The organism is Spirulina sp. 06S082 (assembly GCF_034932145.1).
Lineage (GTDB): Bacteria > Cyanobacteriota > Cyanobacteriia > Cyanobacteriales > Spirulinaceae > CCY15215.
This window is the reverse complement of record NZ_JAYGHV010000405.1, coordinates 1-17,376: the sequence shown is the minus strand read 5'-3', so window position 1 is coordinate 17,376 and position 17,376 is coordinate 1. Positions and strand designations below refer to the sequence as shown.

The window sequence follows — 17,376 nt, the reverse complement described above, 5'->3', positions numbered from 1 at the left end:
TTTGAGCAAGAATAATGGCAACTTCGAGAAACTTGTCGATTGAGAGGGTGCGATCGGAAATTAACTGTTTTAAGGAGACTCCCCCAAATTCTTCCAAAATCAAAGCTAAACCGTGTTGACAGGGAAGCAAATCGTAAGCCTTAATAATATTTTCACTTTCTAAGGACTCAATGATGCGATGTTCGTGACGCAGGCGCGTAATTTCTTCTAGGGTAGGATATTCTGCTTTGAGGGTTTTGATGATAATGGGTTGAGCATTAGACTCCTGTTTGCCGCGATAAATAACCGTTTTGTTGCCTTGATGGACGGTTTGGAAGATTTGATAACCGGGTAAGGAGATGTTCATAGGAAACTTTTTCAACAGACAAGTGACAGAATCTCGATAAGAGGAGTTGCAACCCTGTACCATGCTAAAGGTATTATTCAGATGGAGCAAGCTCTCGTCTATTTAAAAGCGTATCTCGACAAATTGAGAGCGCTATATCTTCAGATTATTCTTTTTTTGTCCCAAAATAATTTCAGAACAAGAAAAACACACTGTATGAGTCCATTATGCCTTCTATTCTAAGAAAGTAAACCTTAATATCCTTCTAAAAGTCTACTTTTAAAAATTCTACCGATAATTTATTCAGAATACAAAATCTCACAAAAAAACAATTAGGCTCTGAAAACTGCAACTCACAAAAGAATTTATTTTGTTTGATTCCGTATCTAGGCGCAAAAAGATATCACTAAAATATATTTAGTACATTTATCGAGGTTTACAATGGATAGCTTGGCGAGTCAAATTTTTGGCGAACTTAACATAGTCAATAAAATAATAAACCAAGGAATTTTAATGTCAGGAACAAGCCAAGGATATTTTCTCAAAAACGAATTTGCCATTGGCAAACTAAATCGGAGAGAACGAAATGATACAGGACGATTACCATCTTTATCAAAAAAACCATATTTTTGTGCAACTTCTGCGACAATGCGGACGCGACCGGTTTGTTTAATAAGATTTGGATCTGATGCCAATGCAGCAATAGCGCGTCCTGTAAATAAAGGAGTTTCCCAGTTATAATAACCGTGGCCAAATGCAGTTTTAAAACTATCTGGATATTCTTTCCAGTCAAAATTAGTGGTCATTTCGGTGCCCACAATTCCGGGGTAGACGGAAATAGAGGTTACATTATATTGTTTCAATTCTTGTGCCATATCAGAAGCAAGCCGATCGCAAGAGGATTTGCCTACACCATAGGGAACGCTAAAAACATAAGATACACCGGCCCATGATGAAATATTACAAATAAATCCTGTTTTGCGTTTTATCATCATTCGAGCTGCATAAACACTCGTAATATAATGGCTACGTAACCCCACATTATTTGCTACGTCCCACAGAGTTGGATCGGATTCCCAAAAAGATTTACTAAAAGAATCAAGTAGAGTTTGTCCACCTGCATAAGCATTATTGACGAGAATATCTAATTTTCCTTCTTGTTCTTCGTCAATACGTTCAAATAATTGCCGGATTTGTTTGTCATCACTATGATCTACTTGAATGGGGATGCAAGTTCCTCCAGCTTTTTCAACAGCAGTTTGAGTTTCTTGGAGACTCCCATCAGTGTTGTTGTTTATCGGTTTAATAGTACGTCCTGTAATATAAACAGTAGCACCAGACTCACCTAATCCAATGGCAATCCCTTTACCAACTCCTCTACTCGCTCCAGTGACCAAGGCAATTTGACCTTTGAGGTTTTTATTCATTTTCGATACCCATTATTTGTTTGACGGGATATGTACGGTAAATCAAGAATTTGGAGAGGATATAGTGATTTTAGTCAAAGCCCTCTCCATCCAATGAGGATCGCTTAGATTTTATCTTACGCCTACAGCAACTTTGCTGTTTAGAGAGTCTTCTCCAATAGAGGCTTCGGGGAAAGGCCCGATCGCAACATCTCCCCATCGCACTAAAGAAGCTCCTGCATTGGATGACGAGCCAATAGTATAGATAAGGACTAAATCGTTTTCGCGAATTTTACCCTCGTAGGCGGCGTGATATAAACCGGATACGGGAAGGACAGCACCAATATTGGCATATTTAGCGTTCATATCAATTGTTCGTTCGGGATCGATGCCGAGAACGCGAGTACAAACATCTGCATACCAAGCCATCGGAGTATTGAAAATAAAAAAGTCAATTTCTTCTAACGTTACCCCCGCCGCAGCGATCGCATCATCGCAACATTTGCGAATAAATTTTGTTGTATCCCGAAACATTCGCGGCGCGTCTTTGCTGGCTCGCATCATCATTTTTGCCCGGCCTTCTGCATCATTAATAAATTCGCAAAAGAACGAACCACAACTGCTAGAAGTATTGAGAATTTTCGTGCTTAAAATTCCTTGATTTTCTTTTAATTCGCCAACGACAAATGCTCCTGCGCCATCCCCAAGAAACCATGAAAATGAATCTCGCTCATCTGCTAAACGGGAATAAGTATTAGAAACAACAACCAATACATTACGATACTCTCCAGAACGTACCAACGCACAAGCTGTTTGGTGAGCCACTAAAGCACTAGAACAAGTTGACTCGATATTCCATGCTGCACCTTGCAATCCCAAAACACCAGCAAGATAGGAAGCATTACCCGGTACAATCTGCTCGGGGAAGATTGAAGCCACTAACATTAAATCGACCTGTTCGGGAAGTAATTGAGCAGCTTGAAGTGCATCTGTTGCTGCTTTTTTTTCAAGCATTAAAGGGGACTCATCTTCAATTAAAATGCGTCGTTCTACCGTTCCTCGAAATGTATCTAAAAGATATGGACGCATGGCGACATCGAAGGGACTATCCGGTATCGAATCTGCAACTGAAAAAGTTTTAGCCAGATTTTTCTCCTCTGCTTGTTCTACTAATTCTGGATATTTTGTTCGCCAATAGTCATTGGTACGAATTGTCTTTGGAAAACTGACAGCTAATGCACGAATTCCTACAGGTTGACGCATTCTTTATTGCTCCTTTTTTCTAATTTCAATGTTGTTTACAAACTATAATATCGGAGCTTCTATAGCCCCGATCGCCTTTCATCAAGCCGCAACTTTTTCTTGAGATTTCAGACTCTTAATACGGCTGCCGATGGGAGCCTTTTGGCTCGGATCGATCCGCACATCTAATACAACAGGCATCTGAGATTGCATTGCTTGTTGTAGCGCCTCCCGAACCTCAGACTCGCACTTAATACGAACGCCCTCCGCCCCCATTGCCCGAGCGATCGCGGCAAAATCCGTGTCGGGGATATTAGCATCGACGTGCTTATGTCCCAACATTCGCATCCCTTGATGGCACATATTGTAGTGAGAATCATTTAGAACGATCCAAACAGCCGGAATTCCGTATTGCACTGCCGTACTTACTTCACTATTCATCAACATTGAGCCATCCCCGAGAATTGCCACAGCTTTACCATTACGACCCAAAGCCGCCCCTAAAACCCCTGTTCCTGCATGACCCATCGAGCCAAACCCCATACTGGTGCGATAGCGATCGGGTTGGGCAAACCGTAAAGTATGAGTTCCCCAAGCAAAAGAATTCCCCGCTTCTGTCATCACCACCGCATCGCTACCGTCTACAATAACTGCTTGAATCGCCGCCATTAGGACTTCAGGATGTATCGGACTTTGACCCAGAGAGGGCGCGATTAAGGGTTCTGGCTGCAGCCCTCGAGGGGAATGATGAGAACCTTCAGGAAAGTACTTTAATAAACTCGTTACAAACGCGCCAATATCCGAACAAATTCCCAAAGTTTCTGCATGAGGGTAAGCCACACCAAACACCGTTGGATCGAGATCGACATGAATAAAACCCCCCTCCTCTGGTACCATCATCGGACTCCAGAAAGAAGTAAACTCACCTAAGCGTGTTCCCAAAACTAACACCCGCTTTGGTAAATACTCCTGCATATAATTCAAGACTGAACCATGTCCTCCAAATCCTGTCACTCCGAGAAATTGAGAATGGTCTTCCGGAAAAACGCCCTTACCTCGGGCAGAACACATCACTGGTGCACCCGATCGCTCTGCCAATTGACGAATCATTCCCGCCGCCTTTCGCGCGCCAAAACCAACCCAGATGGCAAATTCGCCTTCCGAGAGCAATTCCGCAGCCTGGGCAATTTCCGCTTCACTTGCTGTCATCGTGCCGATCGCCAAACGCCCGATCGCCGGAAGCGCTTTGGTTGGACTCGATTGAATCCCCGTAGGAATACTCACGTGAGCGACAAATCCTCCTGGTTGATTGAGTCCGGCTTCCAACCGTCGCGACACTTGGGGTAATTCTTCTCCAGATTCAAGGGTGTGAGCATAGTGGAATAGAGAACCTGACGTAAATAATCCTGACACTGGCATTGTATAGCCACTGGTTTCCTGAAATGCCCACCGTCCTCGTTGCGGGGAGGAGGTGGAAGGAGAGATAAAAATCACTTTAGCGCCTTCCCAACGAGCCGATAATAAGCCCGTGATCGCATTGGTGAGTCCGGGTCCTGTTGTCGTAAAAATCACCACTGGGCGATCGCTGGCAAAATAAGCCTCTGCTGCGGCAAAAGCTGCACCTGTCTCGTGGCGAAAATGCAAAACTTGAATTTTGCTGGCTTCTAAAGCTGACCAAAGGGGGGCGATCGCGCCACCAGACACGCCAAAGGCATATTCTACGCCCAATTCCCGCAGCATGGTAACTACTGCTTCAGCGACAGAAACAGAAGTGGGAGTAGATTGTAGAGGGAGTTGAATTTCAGGATGTTTTTGTAGGAAAGGGGAGTTTGGTGTAATCATCGAAGCTCTTGCTCTAAGTTTTGTAACGGATCGTAAAAGTCTTTGAACCCATTCCTATTGTTGTGGCAATGGAAAGGTTCGGGAAAGTAAGGAGAGGAAGGTAAAATTAGTTCTCCTCCAAACAAGTTGTGCAATTAATTGGCAAATGCAACGGGTTTATTTTTACTGGCAATCTTGCGAATATTCTGTTGTCGCAAAACCCGCTTCAAAATTTTGCCGGTGGGGTTTTTGGGGAAAGAAGTGACCAATTCAATCACTTTCGGCACTTTATAGTTTGCGATATGTTCTTCACAGAAAGCCTGTAATTCTTCAACTGTTACAGAACAACCTTCTTTCAAACAAACGTTTGCTTTGACCATTTCCCCTTTTGTGGGATGGGGTACGCCGTAAACCGCCACCTCTGACACTTCTGGATGTTGATAAAAGACCCGCTCAACTTCGCTGGGGTAAACCTTAAAACCGGAAAGATTAATCATGTCTTTGAGGCGATCGGCAATATAAAAATAGCCGTCCTCATCCATCCAGCCGAGATCCCCAGTATAAAACCAGCCATTTTTGATCACTTCCGCATTCACTTCCGGACGCTTCCAGTATCCCAACATCACATTTGGACCGCGAATTACCAATTCTCCTACTTCCCCGAGAGAAACTTCTTTATCTTCTTCATCGACGACTTTCATTTCCACATTGGGAATGGGCATCCCTACGGAACCAAATTTATACTGCATGGGATGATTGTAAGCGGCAAAAGGCGAAGTTTCTGTTAATCCATAGCCCTCGTAAATGACTTGCCCGTGTTTTTTTTGCCAGCGACGCACGATTTCTGGACTCATTGGAGCCGCCGCACTGAAGTTGAAACGAATGGAGCTAAAGTCATAATCGGGGAACATCTCCAGCATCCGAATAAAGACTGTTGGTACTCCAAAGAACATGGTGATCTTTTCGCGAGTAATGGCTTCAAAAACTTTCTCGGGGTCAAAACGACGTTGCAAAACAATGGTCGCACAAGCATTCAATCCTGCATTGAGAATGAAGTTTTGGCCGAAACAATGGAATAAAGGGAGATAAAGCAAAAGTTTATCATCATTACGCATTCCGCAAGAGTAGTTGACGGAGTACATATTAGAAATTACATTCCCATGGCTGAGGACTGCGCCTTTAGGAAATCCCGTCGTTCCTGAAGTATAGAGGATGGCGGCAGGATCGTCTCGCTCCATTTTTGCAGCTTGCAGTTCTGGAGAAGATGCTGCCATTAATGTAGCAAGGCTTTTGCCAACGGTGGTTTCTCCTTCAGCAATGAGGATATGTTGCAGATAAGCCAAATCGTCGATGGGAACGTTTTGTACTAATTCTTCCGTCGTGACGATGACGGAAGCGGTACAGTCATTGAGAATAAATTTCACTTCATCGCTTTTCAAAGCAGCGCTGATGGAAACTGCGATCGCGCCTAATTTTTGAATGCCCAAATAAACAAAGACAAATTCGGGAATATTGGGCAGAAATAAGGCGACGCGATCGCCTTTGCTAACGCCCAAAGTCCGCAAACCATTAGCCGCGCGATTGACTCGTTCGTTTAATTCTTGATAAGTGAAGGTTTTCGATTCAAACAAAATGGCAGATTTGTTCGGAACAAATTTAGCGCCGCGCTCAACATTTTGAGCAATATTCATAACCATTGGTAGTAACCCTGATTCTTAAAGTTGACAAATGAAATGACAAATGATCGATGGCGATCGCAAAAATTTGGACTCGAAGTGAACTCTGAAAATTTTCATTGGGCGATCGCTAATTACCCCTAATCGCGATCGTCAAGTTGTCCAAATTCCTCTAATTCCTCTATGGTAGTGCAGCTACTGGCGCGAGAAAAAATTTGTCATATTTTGCCAATCTTCATTTCCTAGAGAAATAAGTTTCCAACACTGATTGGTTGTTGCGGCAAACTGTTTGAGAACTCGATGAGAGGGTAGGAATTGCTGATGAACTCGCTTCTGAATGGGACGGATACTAACAGGACTAATTGCCGTACCGATTTGCTGCCAATCTTCTTTATTCAAGCAGGCGATCGCAAAACATTGACGACCGATTTCAGCGATTTCTTTGAGTTGTTTATCTTGAGATTTTCCGAGAGAAATTGGGTTTTCTTCAAAGGTAAAGTAAGGATTTGGTAAGGATTTCAGGTAGATATTTTGCTGTACCATTATTTGACCTGCAGTATATGAAGTGAAGATGGAGTAGGAGACGTAATGCGTTTAGAAATCGCTTCTAAAAATTGGCGAAATTAAATGCCCGATAAACTGGAGAGGGTCTCGCCGACGGCTTTGACAATCTTGCCTTCGGTGGCGATATCAGCAGCAATCAGAGCAATATGTTCGTTGAGGGATTGCTCAAAATCATTCCAGATATAAGGGCGATCGCCGGAAGCAGGTTTACCAATTACATTTCGCACAGCATTATATAAAGGCAATGTGGCAGGAGAAAGAAGTTCCGGAGAATTATAATGTCCGGCAATATGATGCGTTCGCAAGTCCACAGCTTGGACGGAAAACATTAAAGAAATTGCCATGTATTGATGGAAAATGTCGATCGCAGTGCGAGCAAGATTAGCGGAGGCAAATCCTTGGGAATTAATGTTTTGATTAAACTGCTCGGCGTGGGTAGGATAGCGATCGGCGATGGAGTTACCGTAGAAGGTTAATAAGGGCATTAAGGAATTACCTGCAATCTGCAATCCTTTCAGTCCCATGTTCACTTTTCGCTCTGTATTTCCCACTAGGGAAGGTGTCAAACCGCCGCTAAATTCTGGCGTAACTAAAAGGGCAATTTGTACATCGAGGTGCTTGGCCAGTAATCCGAGAAGATGGCGCACTCGATCCATGCCTACGCCAACATATTGACCGAGGAAGTTGCCACAATGGTAACTGCGATCCATCTCGACATCAATGAGGGGGTTATCGGTGACGGAGTTCAATTCCACTTCCATTTGTTGAGCAACATCCAGAATTCCATCGGCGATCGGTCCGATATACTGGGGCAAACACCGAAGAGAGTAGCGATCTTGAATGAGTTCTTTACCGCGAATATCATGGCTTCCGTCTAATTCATCTCGACTTAATCCGGAACCATCGAGGAGTTCAATCATTTTCTCTGCTGACCAACGCTGTCCGAAGTGGGGTTTGAGTTGGTGGATGAAGGGATGGAAGGATTGATTTGTTCCTCCTAATCCTTGCAGCATTAAGGCATGAGCGCCCATGGCTAAAGACAGTAATACTTTTGCATCCCGCACGCACAGAGACGCAATTCCGGTCATCACGGAGGTGCCGTTGGTCATGGCCAGACCTTCTTTCGGAAGCAGATTTGTGGGGGACATTTCCAAAATGTCCAAGGCTTGCAATGCCGACATTTCCCGACCGTTATAGTCAACAGTAAAGCTCTCGTCTAAGCCGATGACGGCTCCTGTAATATGAGCGAGGGGAACTAAATCTCCGCTTGCACCAATCGAACCAAACTCGCAGACATGAGGCGTTACACCTGCGTTAAGAAAGGTTGCCAAACGTTCGATTAATTCTAAACGAATTCCTGATGCGCCTTGCATTAGTGCGTTGACTCGCAATAACATGGCGGCACGAACGTCAGCATTGGACAAGCGTTTACCTGCTCCAGCTTTTAAGAACCAGATTAAGTTACTTTGCAATTCTGCTGCTTCATCTGGGGCGATCGCTTGATTGGCCATACCGCCAAATCCTGTCGTTACGCCATAAATGGGCTTACCATTTTCAACCGCATCCGCAACATAATCGCAAGATGCCTGCACTCGTGCCAATACTTCTTCTTTTTGACTCAGATGCACCTGAGCGTTATGGCGAGCAACGTTGGCGACATCATCAATCGTCAATCGTTTCTCTCCAGCAATAACATTACCTGATGCAACACCCGATGCACTCCGAATGAACGGTAGTGATGAAACCGAAACTGTCATTTTTTTTCTCTCCCAGAAGGAAATATTGTTTTTATTGTGATCGCAATCACTTCATCGTCTTCATTTCGGTGCTAGGGTAATGGTGTTAGGGTGATACCGCAATACACACCACTGAAATAGATAACTGAAATAGATAACTGAAATAGATTAAGAATCGAGTTTCAGGGACTTGCAATGCTAGGTTTAAACGTTTCTTGCCCAAACGTTTAAACCGACAGAACAAGCATTTCAGGCAATCCTTCAGGTTAGTGTTCTAGAGGTTTTAGAACCGACACCAAACCCTAATAAACCAAAGTTTTAGACGTATTTGTTTTTTTTTTTTTGTTTTTGTTTTTGGAAGCGATCTGATAAGTTTTTTGGATTTAGATAAGGACATAAGATAAGGATAATGTCCTTATTCATTTCTCTCAAGGCTCTACACCTTTGTTTAGAGCCTTGTTTAGATCGCTTGTTTAGATCGCTTGTTTAGATCGCTTGTTTAGATCGCTTGTTTAGATCGATCTAATCTAGTAGAAACCAAGATGGTTTAGTAAAGATAGTTAGGGTAACAAAGGCAACAAGAGTTTATGTTAAAACCCCCAAGTTAAACAATATTCAAGTTGCTTTTAGTTGCTTTGCACCAACGCATCCTTCTACCTAACTCCCTGTACTCGGTCGTTTATTTTATTTGACCGTAATTACTCGGAGGGTGGAAGGAATCCGTTCTTTCTTTACATTAATAAGAATAGCAGAGTGAGTGATCCCTGTCAATTCTTTTCGTGATTTTTACGTAATCTTTACGAAGTGGGTTTTCAGCTTCATCTTGTCTTGAAAAAAATGTGTACCTTGTCTAAATTGATAGTTCTATCAAGGTTCAATTCTGTGTGGATCGTTCATTTTTTGTATGAATCATCTTCATGTTCTCTTGTCCGTTTATATTGGGGTGGTATTGAAAAAATATCAATATTTCAGAGTTTAACCATTGCAATTGTAAACAAAATGTCATCAAAAATACAGTGGACTGTTTTTAGAGAACGGAATACCGACTTGAATGTAATCAGCAGGACAGTCTTCTTGTACTAATTCAGTATTTTTTACTAAGTATTTTTACTAAGTAAAAGAGAAGAAATACTCGATCGGAACTTAGCGATCGCCTTCGTTGCGATCGCACCAGAGACTAAATTTTTTTAAGCACATTCCCTTTTACAAAAGGAGAGTAACTTTAACGATCGCGCTATACTCGAGAAAATATCTTCCGCTTCAAAATCGGCGATCGCCTAGCTTCTCGTCAAGTAATTTAGACTTCCACCTGAAAATCCCCTGTAGGAATAGAAGCAATAAGCTGACGAGTGTAATCAGTTTTAGGATTTTCGTAAATCTCATCAGCTTGGTCGATTTCTTCAATTTTGCCACGATTCATGACCATAATGCGATCGCTCATAAATTTAACGACGCTTAAATCGTGAGAAATGAAAATATAGGTCAAACCAAACTCAGTTTGTAACTCTTTTAATAAGTTTAAAACCTGCGCTTGCACCGATACATCTAATGCTGAAACCGACTCATCACAGATAATAAACTTAGGGTTAAGTGCCAAAGCCCTTGCAATACAAACACGCTGTCGTTGTCCTCCAGAAAACTCGTGAGGATAGGACTTCATATCATCAGCAGATAATCCCACTCGTTCTAATAAATAAGCAGCGCGATCGCGGCGATCGCGATCGTTTTTTCCGATTTCGTGAACCTGTAACGGTTCCATAATTGCCTTGCCAACACTCAAGCGAGGATTGAGAGAATTATAAGGATTTTGGAAAATAATTTGTATCTCCCTTCGCAAATGACGCAAGCGCTTTTTAGCAATTTTAGTAATCGAATTTCCAGCAAAAACAATCGTTCCTTTTAATTCCGGCGTGAGGCGTAATAATGTTCGTGCTAAGGTTGATTTACCACAGCCAGACTCCCCCACTAATCCCAAGGTTTCTCCTTCATAAACCTTGAAAGAAACATCATTCACTGCCTTAAAATACTGTTTGGTTAAACCAAAAACACTTTTTAAAGGAAAGCCGACGACTAAGCGATCGACAGAGAGTATCGGCTTTGCAATTTGCGGTTTTGATTTTTGAGTTTTTGGGTGGGAATGTTCAACAGTATTGTGTTCCTTTTCTCGGATAATAATTTGACCGTTTTCTCCTGCTTCAACTTCCATAAAATCCGCAACAGTAGGCAAGAAATCCACCTTCATATCTAAGCGAGGACGACAAGCTAATAAACCTTTGGTATAAGGGTGTTGAGGATGATGAAAAATGCGATCGCGATCGCCCTCCTCGACAATTTTCCCCTTATACATGACGGCTATGCGATCGGCGACTTCCACAATTACCCCGAGATCGTGGGTAATAAAAATCATCGACATTTCTCGCGCTTTACACAAGTCTCGCAATAAGTTTAGAATACTAGCTTGTACGGTTACATCAAGCGCCGTTGTGGGTTCGTCTGCAATTAATAAAGTGGGATTACAAGAAATGGCCATGGCGATCGTAACTCGCTGTAATTGTCCTCCTGATAATTCGTGAGGATAGCGCTTGAGAATCGCTCTTTTCCGTTCGTTAATTTCCTTAATTAAATCCCGTTCCCCGATCGCTTCTCCACCTTGTTCTTTGCGTTCTTCAACAATGGTTTTTTGTAACTCTTCATCAGACGGTAAAAGCCGAACTTCTTGTAAAGATAAGATCGCCCTTCGTCTTGCTTCAGAAGGGGAGACTTCTTGATGCAGGCGAATGGCTTCTGTGAGTTGAAACCCGATGTTATAAACTGGATTGAGGGCGGACATGGGTTCTTGAAAGATCATGGCGATCGCCCCCCCGCGATATTCTCGCCGTTTCTCCTCGGGTAATGCTTGTAAATCGATCGGATTCTCTCCAGGTTTGGGACAAAACCAAATTTCTCCCTCGGTAATTTTTCCTGGATAGGGAATCAAACCGAGAATAGCTAAAGAAGTCACAGATTTTCCCGATCCAGATTCTCCAACAATACCGAGGGTTTGACCGCGATCGATTTTAAAATCAATGCCATCAACAGCAAGAATGGAGTTATCTTCCGTGAAAAATTGAACTTGTAGGTTACGAACGTTAAGAACGGTATCGGTCATGCGATGTTAGGCGTTAGCGCGAAAAAATTCAGAATGATTTTAACAATTTAGCACCCTAAACCTTGTATCTTGAACAGCAATTATGCAATATCGAGCTTAATAAAAAAGGGGAAAGCCCCATCTCTTATTATCTCAACTTAATTCACACAAAAAATGGTACAAAGCGTGACAACAGAAACAAACTGGCCTGATTTTCTCCAACAACTTCTCGATCGCCAATCTCTCTCTCAAGATCAAGCCTCTCAATTGATGCAAGGTTGGCTAAAAGAAGAGATTCCTGCGGTTCTCTCCGGTGCCATCTTAGCAGCAATTCAAGCCAAGGGGGTATCGGCGGCAGAATTGGCGGGAATGGCACGGGTTTTGCAGGCTCAATCTTTGCAGCAAGAGGCGATCGCCTACGATCGCCCGGTTATCGATACTTGTGGGACGGGGGGCGATGGGGGCAATACCTTTAATATTTCTACAGCCGTGGCCTTTGTTTGTGCGGCTGGGGGGGTTGCAGTGGCGAAACACGGCAATCGTTCCGCTTCGAGTAAGGTGGGGTCTGCGGATGTTTTAGAAGCCCTTGGAGTGCATTTAAAGGCGCATCCAGAGAAGATTCGGGGGGCATTGTCGGAGGTGGGGATTACTTTCTTATTTGCCCCAGGTTGGCATCCTGCTATGAAAGCAGTTGTCCCTTTTCGCAAAATCTTAAAAGTCCGGACGGTCTTTAATTTGTTGGGTCCTTTGGTGAATCCTCTGCGGCCGACGGGGCAAGTTATTGGGGTATTTGACGGGCAGTTTGTGCCGAGAATGGCGGAAGCATTACAAATGTTGGGAATGTCTAAGGCGATCGTTTTACACGGACGGGAAAAGCTGGATGAAGCGGGTTTAGGGGATGCAACAGATTTGGCTGTTGTTGCGGATGGGACGACGCGATCGCAGATTCTCGATCCTGGGTCTTTGGGCATTACTCGGGCTTCTCTGGCCGAATTAAGAGGGGGGGAAGTTGCCGAAAATACGGAGATTTTACGCAATGTTTTACAAGGAAAAGGCACTCAGGCACATCAAGATGTGGTGGCTTTAAATACGTCTTTAGCGTTGCAAGTTGGCGAAGCTGTGCCGTTTTTAGACCATGCTAAAGGAGTAGAAAAAGCGCGAGAAATCCTCCAAAGTGGTGCCGCTTGGGACAAGGTTGAAGCGTTGGTTAAATTTTTGGAGAGTTAGATCGGGAAATTAGGCTGAAAATGCGATCGCTATTTTTTATAACTAGAAATTCTGGCAGTCCGTCAGAAGTAAGGATATAATATTAAAAGCCGAAATTATCAGTCTAAATCAATGCTTAAATGTCCAGATGGATTTGGCTGGCTATTGATATTGACACAGGTGAGATTGTGGGTGTTTATGTTGGCGTTGGCAAAGCCTCTCCAGAGGAGAATCGCTCCGAAAAAGGGGCACGACAACTTTGGGATTTATTACCAAGCATCTATCGTCAGTGTGCCGTTGCTTATACAGATTTTTGGCGTGCCTATGCTTTGATATTTCCCAGCAAGCGCCACAAGGCAGTGGGTAAAGAGACTGGACAAACCAATCGTATTGAGCGATTCAATTGTACGATGCGGCAACGCATTTCTCGCTTAGTGAGAAGAACTCTCTCTTTCTCCAAGAAACTTGAAAATCACATTGGTGCTATTTGGCTTTTTATCCATCACTACAACTCATCCTTATCTGTTTAGGACTACCTGCTCGCTTGTGCGGTATGAGAAATTGTAAAAGCTGCTCGAAAAAGGAAAATTCGGGCAGCTTTGGAATGAAAGATATTCCACATCCCCTGTCAGTTGACCTGAATTTAATAGGGATGCCTACATTGTCTCCAACAATTACGACCAATTTAGGGAATATTGTATTTTTCTTTAAGCTCCGCATAGAGGTCAGGGAATTCCTCGTTTATCCAATCATCCAATCCAGCTTTTGGTTCTTCAATCAACTGTTTCTCAATTGCTGGAATTACTCCTCCAAGCTCGTTTACATCATCCATACGGTTGAAGATAGCTATGTTGCAGGGATTATTGCTACTATCTCTGAAGTCATGACCATTAAGATCTAGTTCGAGATACCACTTAACAGTTTTGTAAGAATTGATTGCATCGCCAATTCCTACAATTAAAATTTTTAAATCTGAATGATGATCTAATTCACTTGCAATCTTTCTTACTGCTTGGATGAATTCAGGGCGATCATCTACAAGTCCATCAAGATAAATAACAACTCCTGCACCACGTCCTTGTTGTCGATCTCGAAGCCACTGGGATAATAGGTGTGAGAATGTAGGTGCAATATAGGTATCTCCTGCGGGTTTCGTGTCCAGAAATTTTTCTTGAACAGTTGTCAAATCTAAAACTCCATAGATTCTGTTAGATTTTCTGTCAATGTTGAAAAATGCAAGAGTTACGTCATCACAAATTTTTTTTCCTGTATCTGAGTCTTGATAGGAGAGAATTTCATCGATGTGTCCTTGCACGGATTCTTGAATTGAGTCAAATCGCTTTTTATTCTTTCTATTTGATACAGGTAGTCTCATTGATGCACTAGCATCAACAAGAAAGAAAAAATCTCGATCGCAAATTGAATAACTAGGTTTCATTTGTTCTCCTCTTAAGTGAATACTTTGTTGAATTGAATTAGTCCACTGTCGATTGAAAATTTGTCTGTAGATTGGATTTGCTATCATTATAGCATCTCCTACCTTAGTGACCAAGCCAGATTCAATCAAAATTCTTTGGGTTAGACTTTCTTCAATGTGAGAGATTTGTCTTGATGCCTGAAGCAGGATAGATTTATATTCTTCTAAAGCATAAAACTCGATCCTTTTTTTCTCTGGAGATCCGCGAATAAAATAGTTACTTATTGATTGTTTGTGCAACGCGAGCAAAGAGTGATTTTCCCAATTATCAATTACTTTGTGTTTAATAAAATCTTCAAATAAAGATTGCAAATTATCCCATTGTTCTTTTTTGGCAAACTTTCTTCTAGTTAAATGTGCTATAGCTAAAGTCATCAAAGGCTGTCCACCAGTCCATATTAGTATTTCTTGCATCAATGATGTCATTCCAAATGCAAGAGATCGGCATTCACCGACAAAAGATTTTATATGAAATACTCTAAATATTGTTTGTGTTTTGGGATCGGCAATATTTTCAAAATTCTTTGGATGAAGTCCGCCGAAAATCACAAAGAAAAGATTATTTTGAAATGAATCATTTAGTTTTTTTATGATTTTCATAAAATCTTGGATAACATTAGATTCAAGTTCTTGAATATCATCAATAAAAATATATACCTTGTACTCTGTGGTAAAAGTTTGTAAGATAATTTTCAATAGTTCTTCAAATTTACTCATCCAAGGTTGACTATCTTGTTCCAACCAGTTCGCTTTAATTGTAAGCTCTAATTCTTCATTCTCCAATTTAATTCTGTGCAATATGTCGTGTGCTAAACTTGAGAAAAAAGAATTGCCATTTAGAGGACGTACTTTTGTCTTGACTGGGAAAAATATACAAGACTTGTCTTCTTTTTCTAAAATACCTATTAATCTTAGGGCTAAACTAGACTTTCCTGATTGAGGTGTTCCAAAGACGTAGCAAGTAGTAATGTTTGGATCGTTTGATTTTAATAGAAGATAAACTTGAGAATCTATTTCCCGTCCAACGTAGATTGGCGAGTCTGACGGCAAAGCTGTTCCTTTCAAACCATCATGGTAATCATTAAGCCTATCTATAAAATCTAGGATTTTGTGAATAAATCTCATAATACAGTTCACAATAGACTCCCTATAAATCATCTGAGTTGAGAAATACAGACTCTAAAATAGCTCTGAAATCACGTCCCCATTCTCTATTAAACTTAAACAGAGTCCTCATAACAAACCAAAGTAACTCTCCTAGATGTTGAGCGGGTGGATAATAAATCCACCAATCGTCTCTGTCAATTAAACCGGATAAACCTCGCCAAACAAATGCCTTTCTGAGAGTTTCTTCTTTCTTAATTTCAGTTACTACTACTAGAGGATAACCCTCAGAAGATGAAACCACTTTAGGTAATTGAAATTGCAATAACTCCTCAGCCAGTTTTTTCTTCATTTGAGGTGTTAGCTTTGCCAGTTTATGAGATGTTTGCTTGTACTCAGTTAAAGTGTTACTTTGAATTGAGTCGATATCAGTATCCAATTTTATGATATTTTGTAACTTAATAAAATCTCCTTGAAAACCATATTGACCGCCAAAAGTTACTGCCTCCGAAATTTGTTCTGTTATTTGGGAAATTCCTTCGTCAGTTAAAACTTGTGCAGCCATTTTCCTGAAAACCAACTCATTCTCTTTGAGATCGTCTCCTATCCAAGCAATAGAAATACGAACTTGACGACCCGAAAAGTCTAATCTTTCTTTAGGTTCTATGGCAGTAATTAAAAGAAATAATCGATCATTACGTCTTGATAATATCAATGATGAACTTTCGCTATATATTAAAGTGTTTGCATCGTTTTCAAACAATTCTGGCAGCGTCTCTTTTCTATCGTGGGTATTTTCTGTAACTTGTGTCCAGCAGTAATCAAAGTTTTGATTAAATCCGCGACTGCGAATGTAAAGTTCTAAATTCATAGTTTTAAATTCATCTCCTTATTTTTTAGCTTCAACCAATTTTCAGCACTTCAATAAATGATGACCCTGCAAAATTTCAGAGGGAACATTCATTTGATTGATATTAGAAAATCTTTCAATTGCAGATTTTAAATCTTCGTTTCTTCCAAGTATGTCGTTTAAATTACCCCAAATACTCCCTTTTTGATCTTTTAGGTATTGGCATAAAAGAAACCGAAGAAGATATCGCAGTGGTTGGTCTGCATATTCTCTCTTCATTGGAGCATCTTCATAGGTTTTTCGTAAGTACCAATTTTTCACACCTCCATAAGGATCTTTTTCATATCCAGAGTAAATAACACATCCTACAGTTTTAACAGGTGCAATGACAGCAGCAATATTTAAAACTACAGGTGATAAACAATTTTTCAGAAGATCGTCATAGGCTATTTTGATCGCGTTGATAATATCCTCATAATCTTTACCTTCTTGAAGATAGGTTTCACATTTAATAGGAACAAAAATAACAAGTTTGGGGTAGAAAATATTTTTATAAGCATTTTTAAGAAGTGCGGTAACATCTTTTACTTGATTAATTTGTTCGTTAAATTTGCCATGATTGTGCATTAAAGCAATTGTGTCTACGACAATAATAGTTGCTCCACTGCCAGCAACTGCATCAGTATAATACCTTTTTTTCTCGAGGGTAGTTTGAGAAGAAAGATAACCTCCCGGAATATCAAGAAATTCTAGCTCTAGAGGAGTTCTTTTCCCAATCCAATTCCTTCTACCCAGTGTGAAAGTGAAGTCTCTAGGCGCTTCTGTGGCATTGATTCCAGTAT

12 protein-coding genes and 1 pseudogene are annotated in these 17,376 nt (G+C 41.4%); 2 read left to right on the top strand and 11 right to left on the bottom strand.

Translation table 11 applies throughout. The annotated features are described in order from the left end of the window. From VB714_RS24540 to VB714_RS24505, 8 genes are all read right to left on the bottom strand, one after another. On the bottom strand, positions 1–346 hold a 346-nt coding region (locus VB714_RS24540), incomplete at its 3' end, for a protein kinase domain-containing protein (RefSeq protein ID WP_323227576.1). A 437-nt stretch (positions 347–783) separates the two neighbouring features. After that, positions 784–1,752 carry an SDR family NAD(P)-dependent oxidoreductase gene (locus VB714_RS24535; protein WP_323227574.1) on the bottom strand — a complete coding sequence of 323 codons (969 nt, stop codon included), beginning with the start codon at positions 1,750–1,752 and terminating at the stop codon, positions 784–786. A gap of 111 nt (positions 1,753–1,863) precedes the next feature. Then, complete coding sequence (locus VB714_RS24530; protein WP_323227571.1) at positions 1,864–2,994, bottom strand: 3-oxoacyl-ACP synthase III family protein; 1,131 nt, start codon at positions 2,992–2,994, stop codon at positions 1,864–1,866. A gap of 81 nt (positions 2,995–3,075) precedes the next feature. Then, positions 3,076–4,815, bottom strand: coding sequence for a thiamine pyrophosphate-dependent enzyme (locus tag VB714_RS24525; protein ID WP_323227569.1), 1,740 nt, complete (start codon positions 4,813–4,815; stop codon positions 3,076–3,078). Positions 4,816–4,949: 134 nt separating this feature from the next. Further along, positions 4,950–6,485, bottom strand: a complete 1,536-nt coding sequence (locus tag VB714_RS24520; RefSeq protein ID WP_416309785.1) for a class I adenylate-forming enzyme family protein — start codon at positions 6,483–6,485, stop codon at positions 4,950–4,952. Between the two features lie 180 nt (positions 6,486–6,665). Further along, positions 6,666–7,013 (bottom strand): hypothetical protein, encoded by a 348-nt coding sequence (locus tag VB714_RS24515; RefSeq protein ID WP_323227565.1) that lies wholly within the window; start codon positions 7,011–7,013, stop codon positions 6,666–6,668. A gap of 80 nt (positions 7,014–7,093) precedes the next feature. Further along, complete coding sequence (locus VB714_RS24510; protein ID WP_323227564.1) at positions 7,094–8,791, bottom strand: aromatic amino acid ammonia-lyase; 1,698 nt, start codon at positions 8,789–8,791, stop codon at positions 7,094–7,096. A gap of 1,276 nt (positions 8,792–10,067) precedes the next feature. Continuing rightward, the gene (locus VB714_RS24505) at positions 10,068–11,918 is read right to left on the bottom strand and encodes an ABC transporter ATP-binding protein (RefSeq protein WP_323227563.1); all 1,851 of its coding nucleotides are present in this window, start codon (positions 11,916–11,918) and stop codon (positions 10,068–10,070) included. 153 nt (positions 11,919–12,071) lie between these two features. Here VB714_RS24505 and trpD point away from each other — a divergent pair, with 153 nt between their 5' ends. Both trpD and VB714_RS24495 read left to right on the top strand, forming a co-directional pair. Next, positions 12,072–13,124 (top strand): anthranilate phosphoribosyltransferase, encoded by a 1,053-nt coding sequence (trpD, locus tag VB714_RS24500; RefSeq protein ID WP_323227561.1) that lies wholly within the window; start codon positions 12,072–12,074, stop codon positions 13,122–13,124. Between the two features lie 125 nt (positions 13,125–13,249). Further along, positions 13,250–13,633: pseudogene (locus VB714_RS24495) on the top strand (IS1 family transposase); the annotation flags it as partial. Positions 13,634–13,788: 155 nt separating this feature from the next. On the opposite strand, the gene VB714_RS24490 reads toward VB714_RS24495, so the two are convergent. From VB714_RS24490 to VB714_RS24480, 3 genes are all read right to left on the bottom strand, one after another. Continuing rightward, positions 13,789–15,717: an AAA family ATPase gene (locus VB714_RS24490; protein ID WP_323227558.1), complete on the bottom strand. Its 1,929-nt coding sequence runs from the start codon at positions 15,715–15,717 to the stop codon at positions 13,789–13,791. A gap of 10 nt (positions 15,718–15,727) precedes the next feature. Next, positions 15,728–16,555, bottom strand: coding sequence for a hypothetical protein (locus VB714_RS24485; RefSeq protein WP_323227556.1), 828 nt, complete (start codon positions 16,553–16,555; stop codon positions 15,728–15,730). Between the two features lie 42 nt (positions 16,556–16,597). Next, positions 16,598–17,376 (bottom strand): hypothetical protein (locus VB714_RS24480; RefSeq protein ID WP_323227554.1); only part of this gene is annotated, 779 nt, incomplete at its 5' end.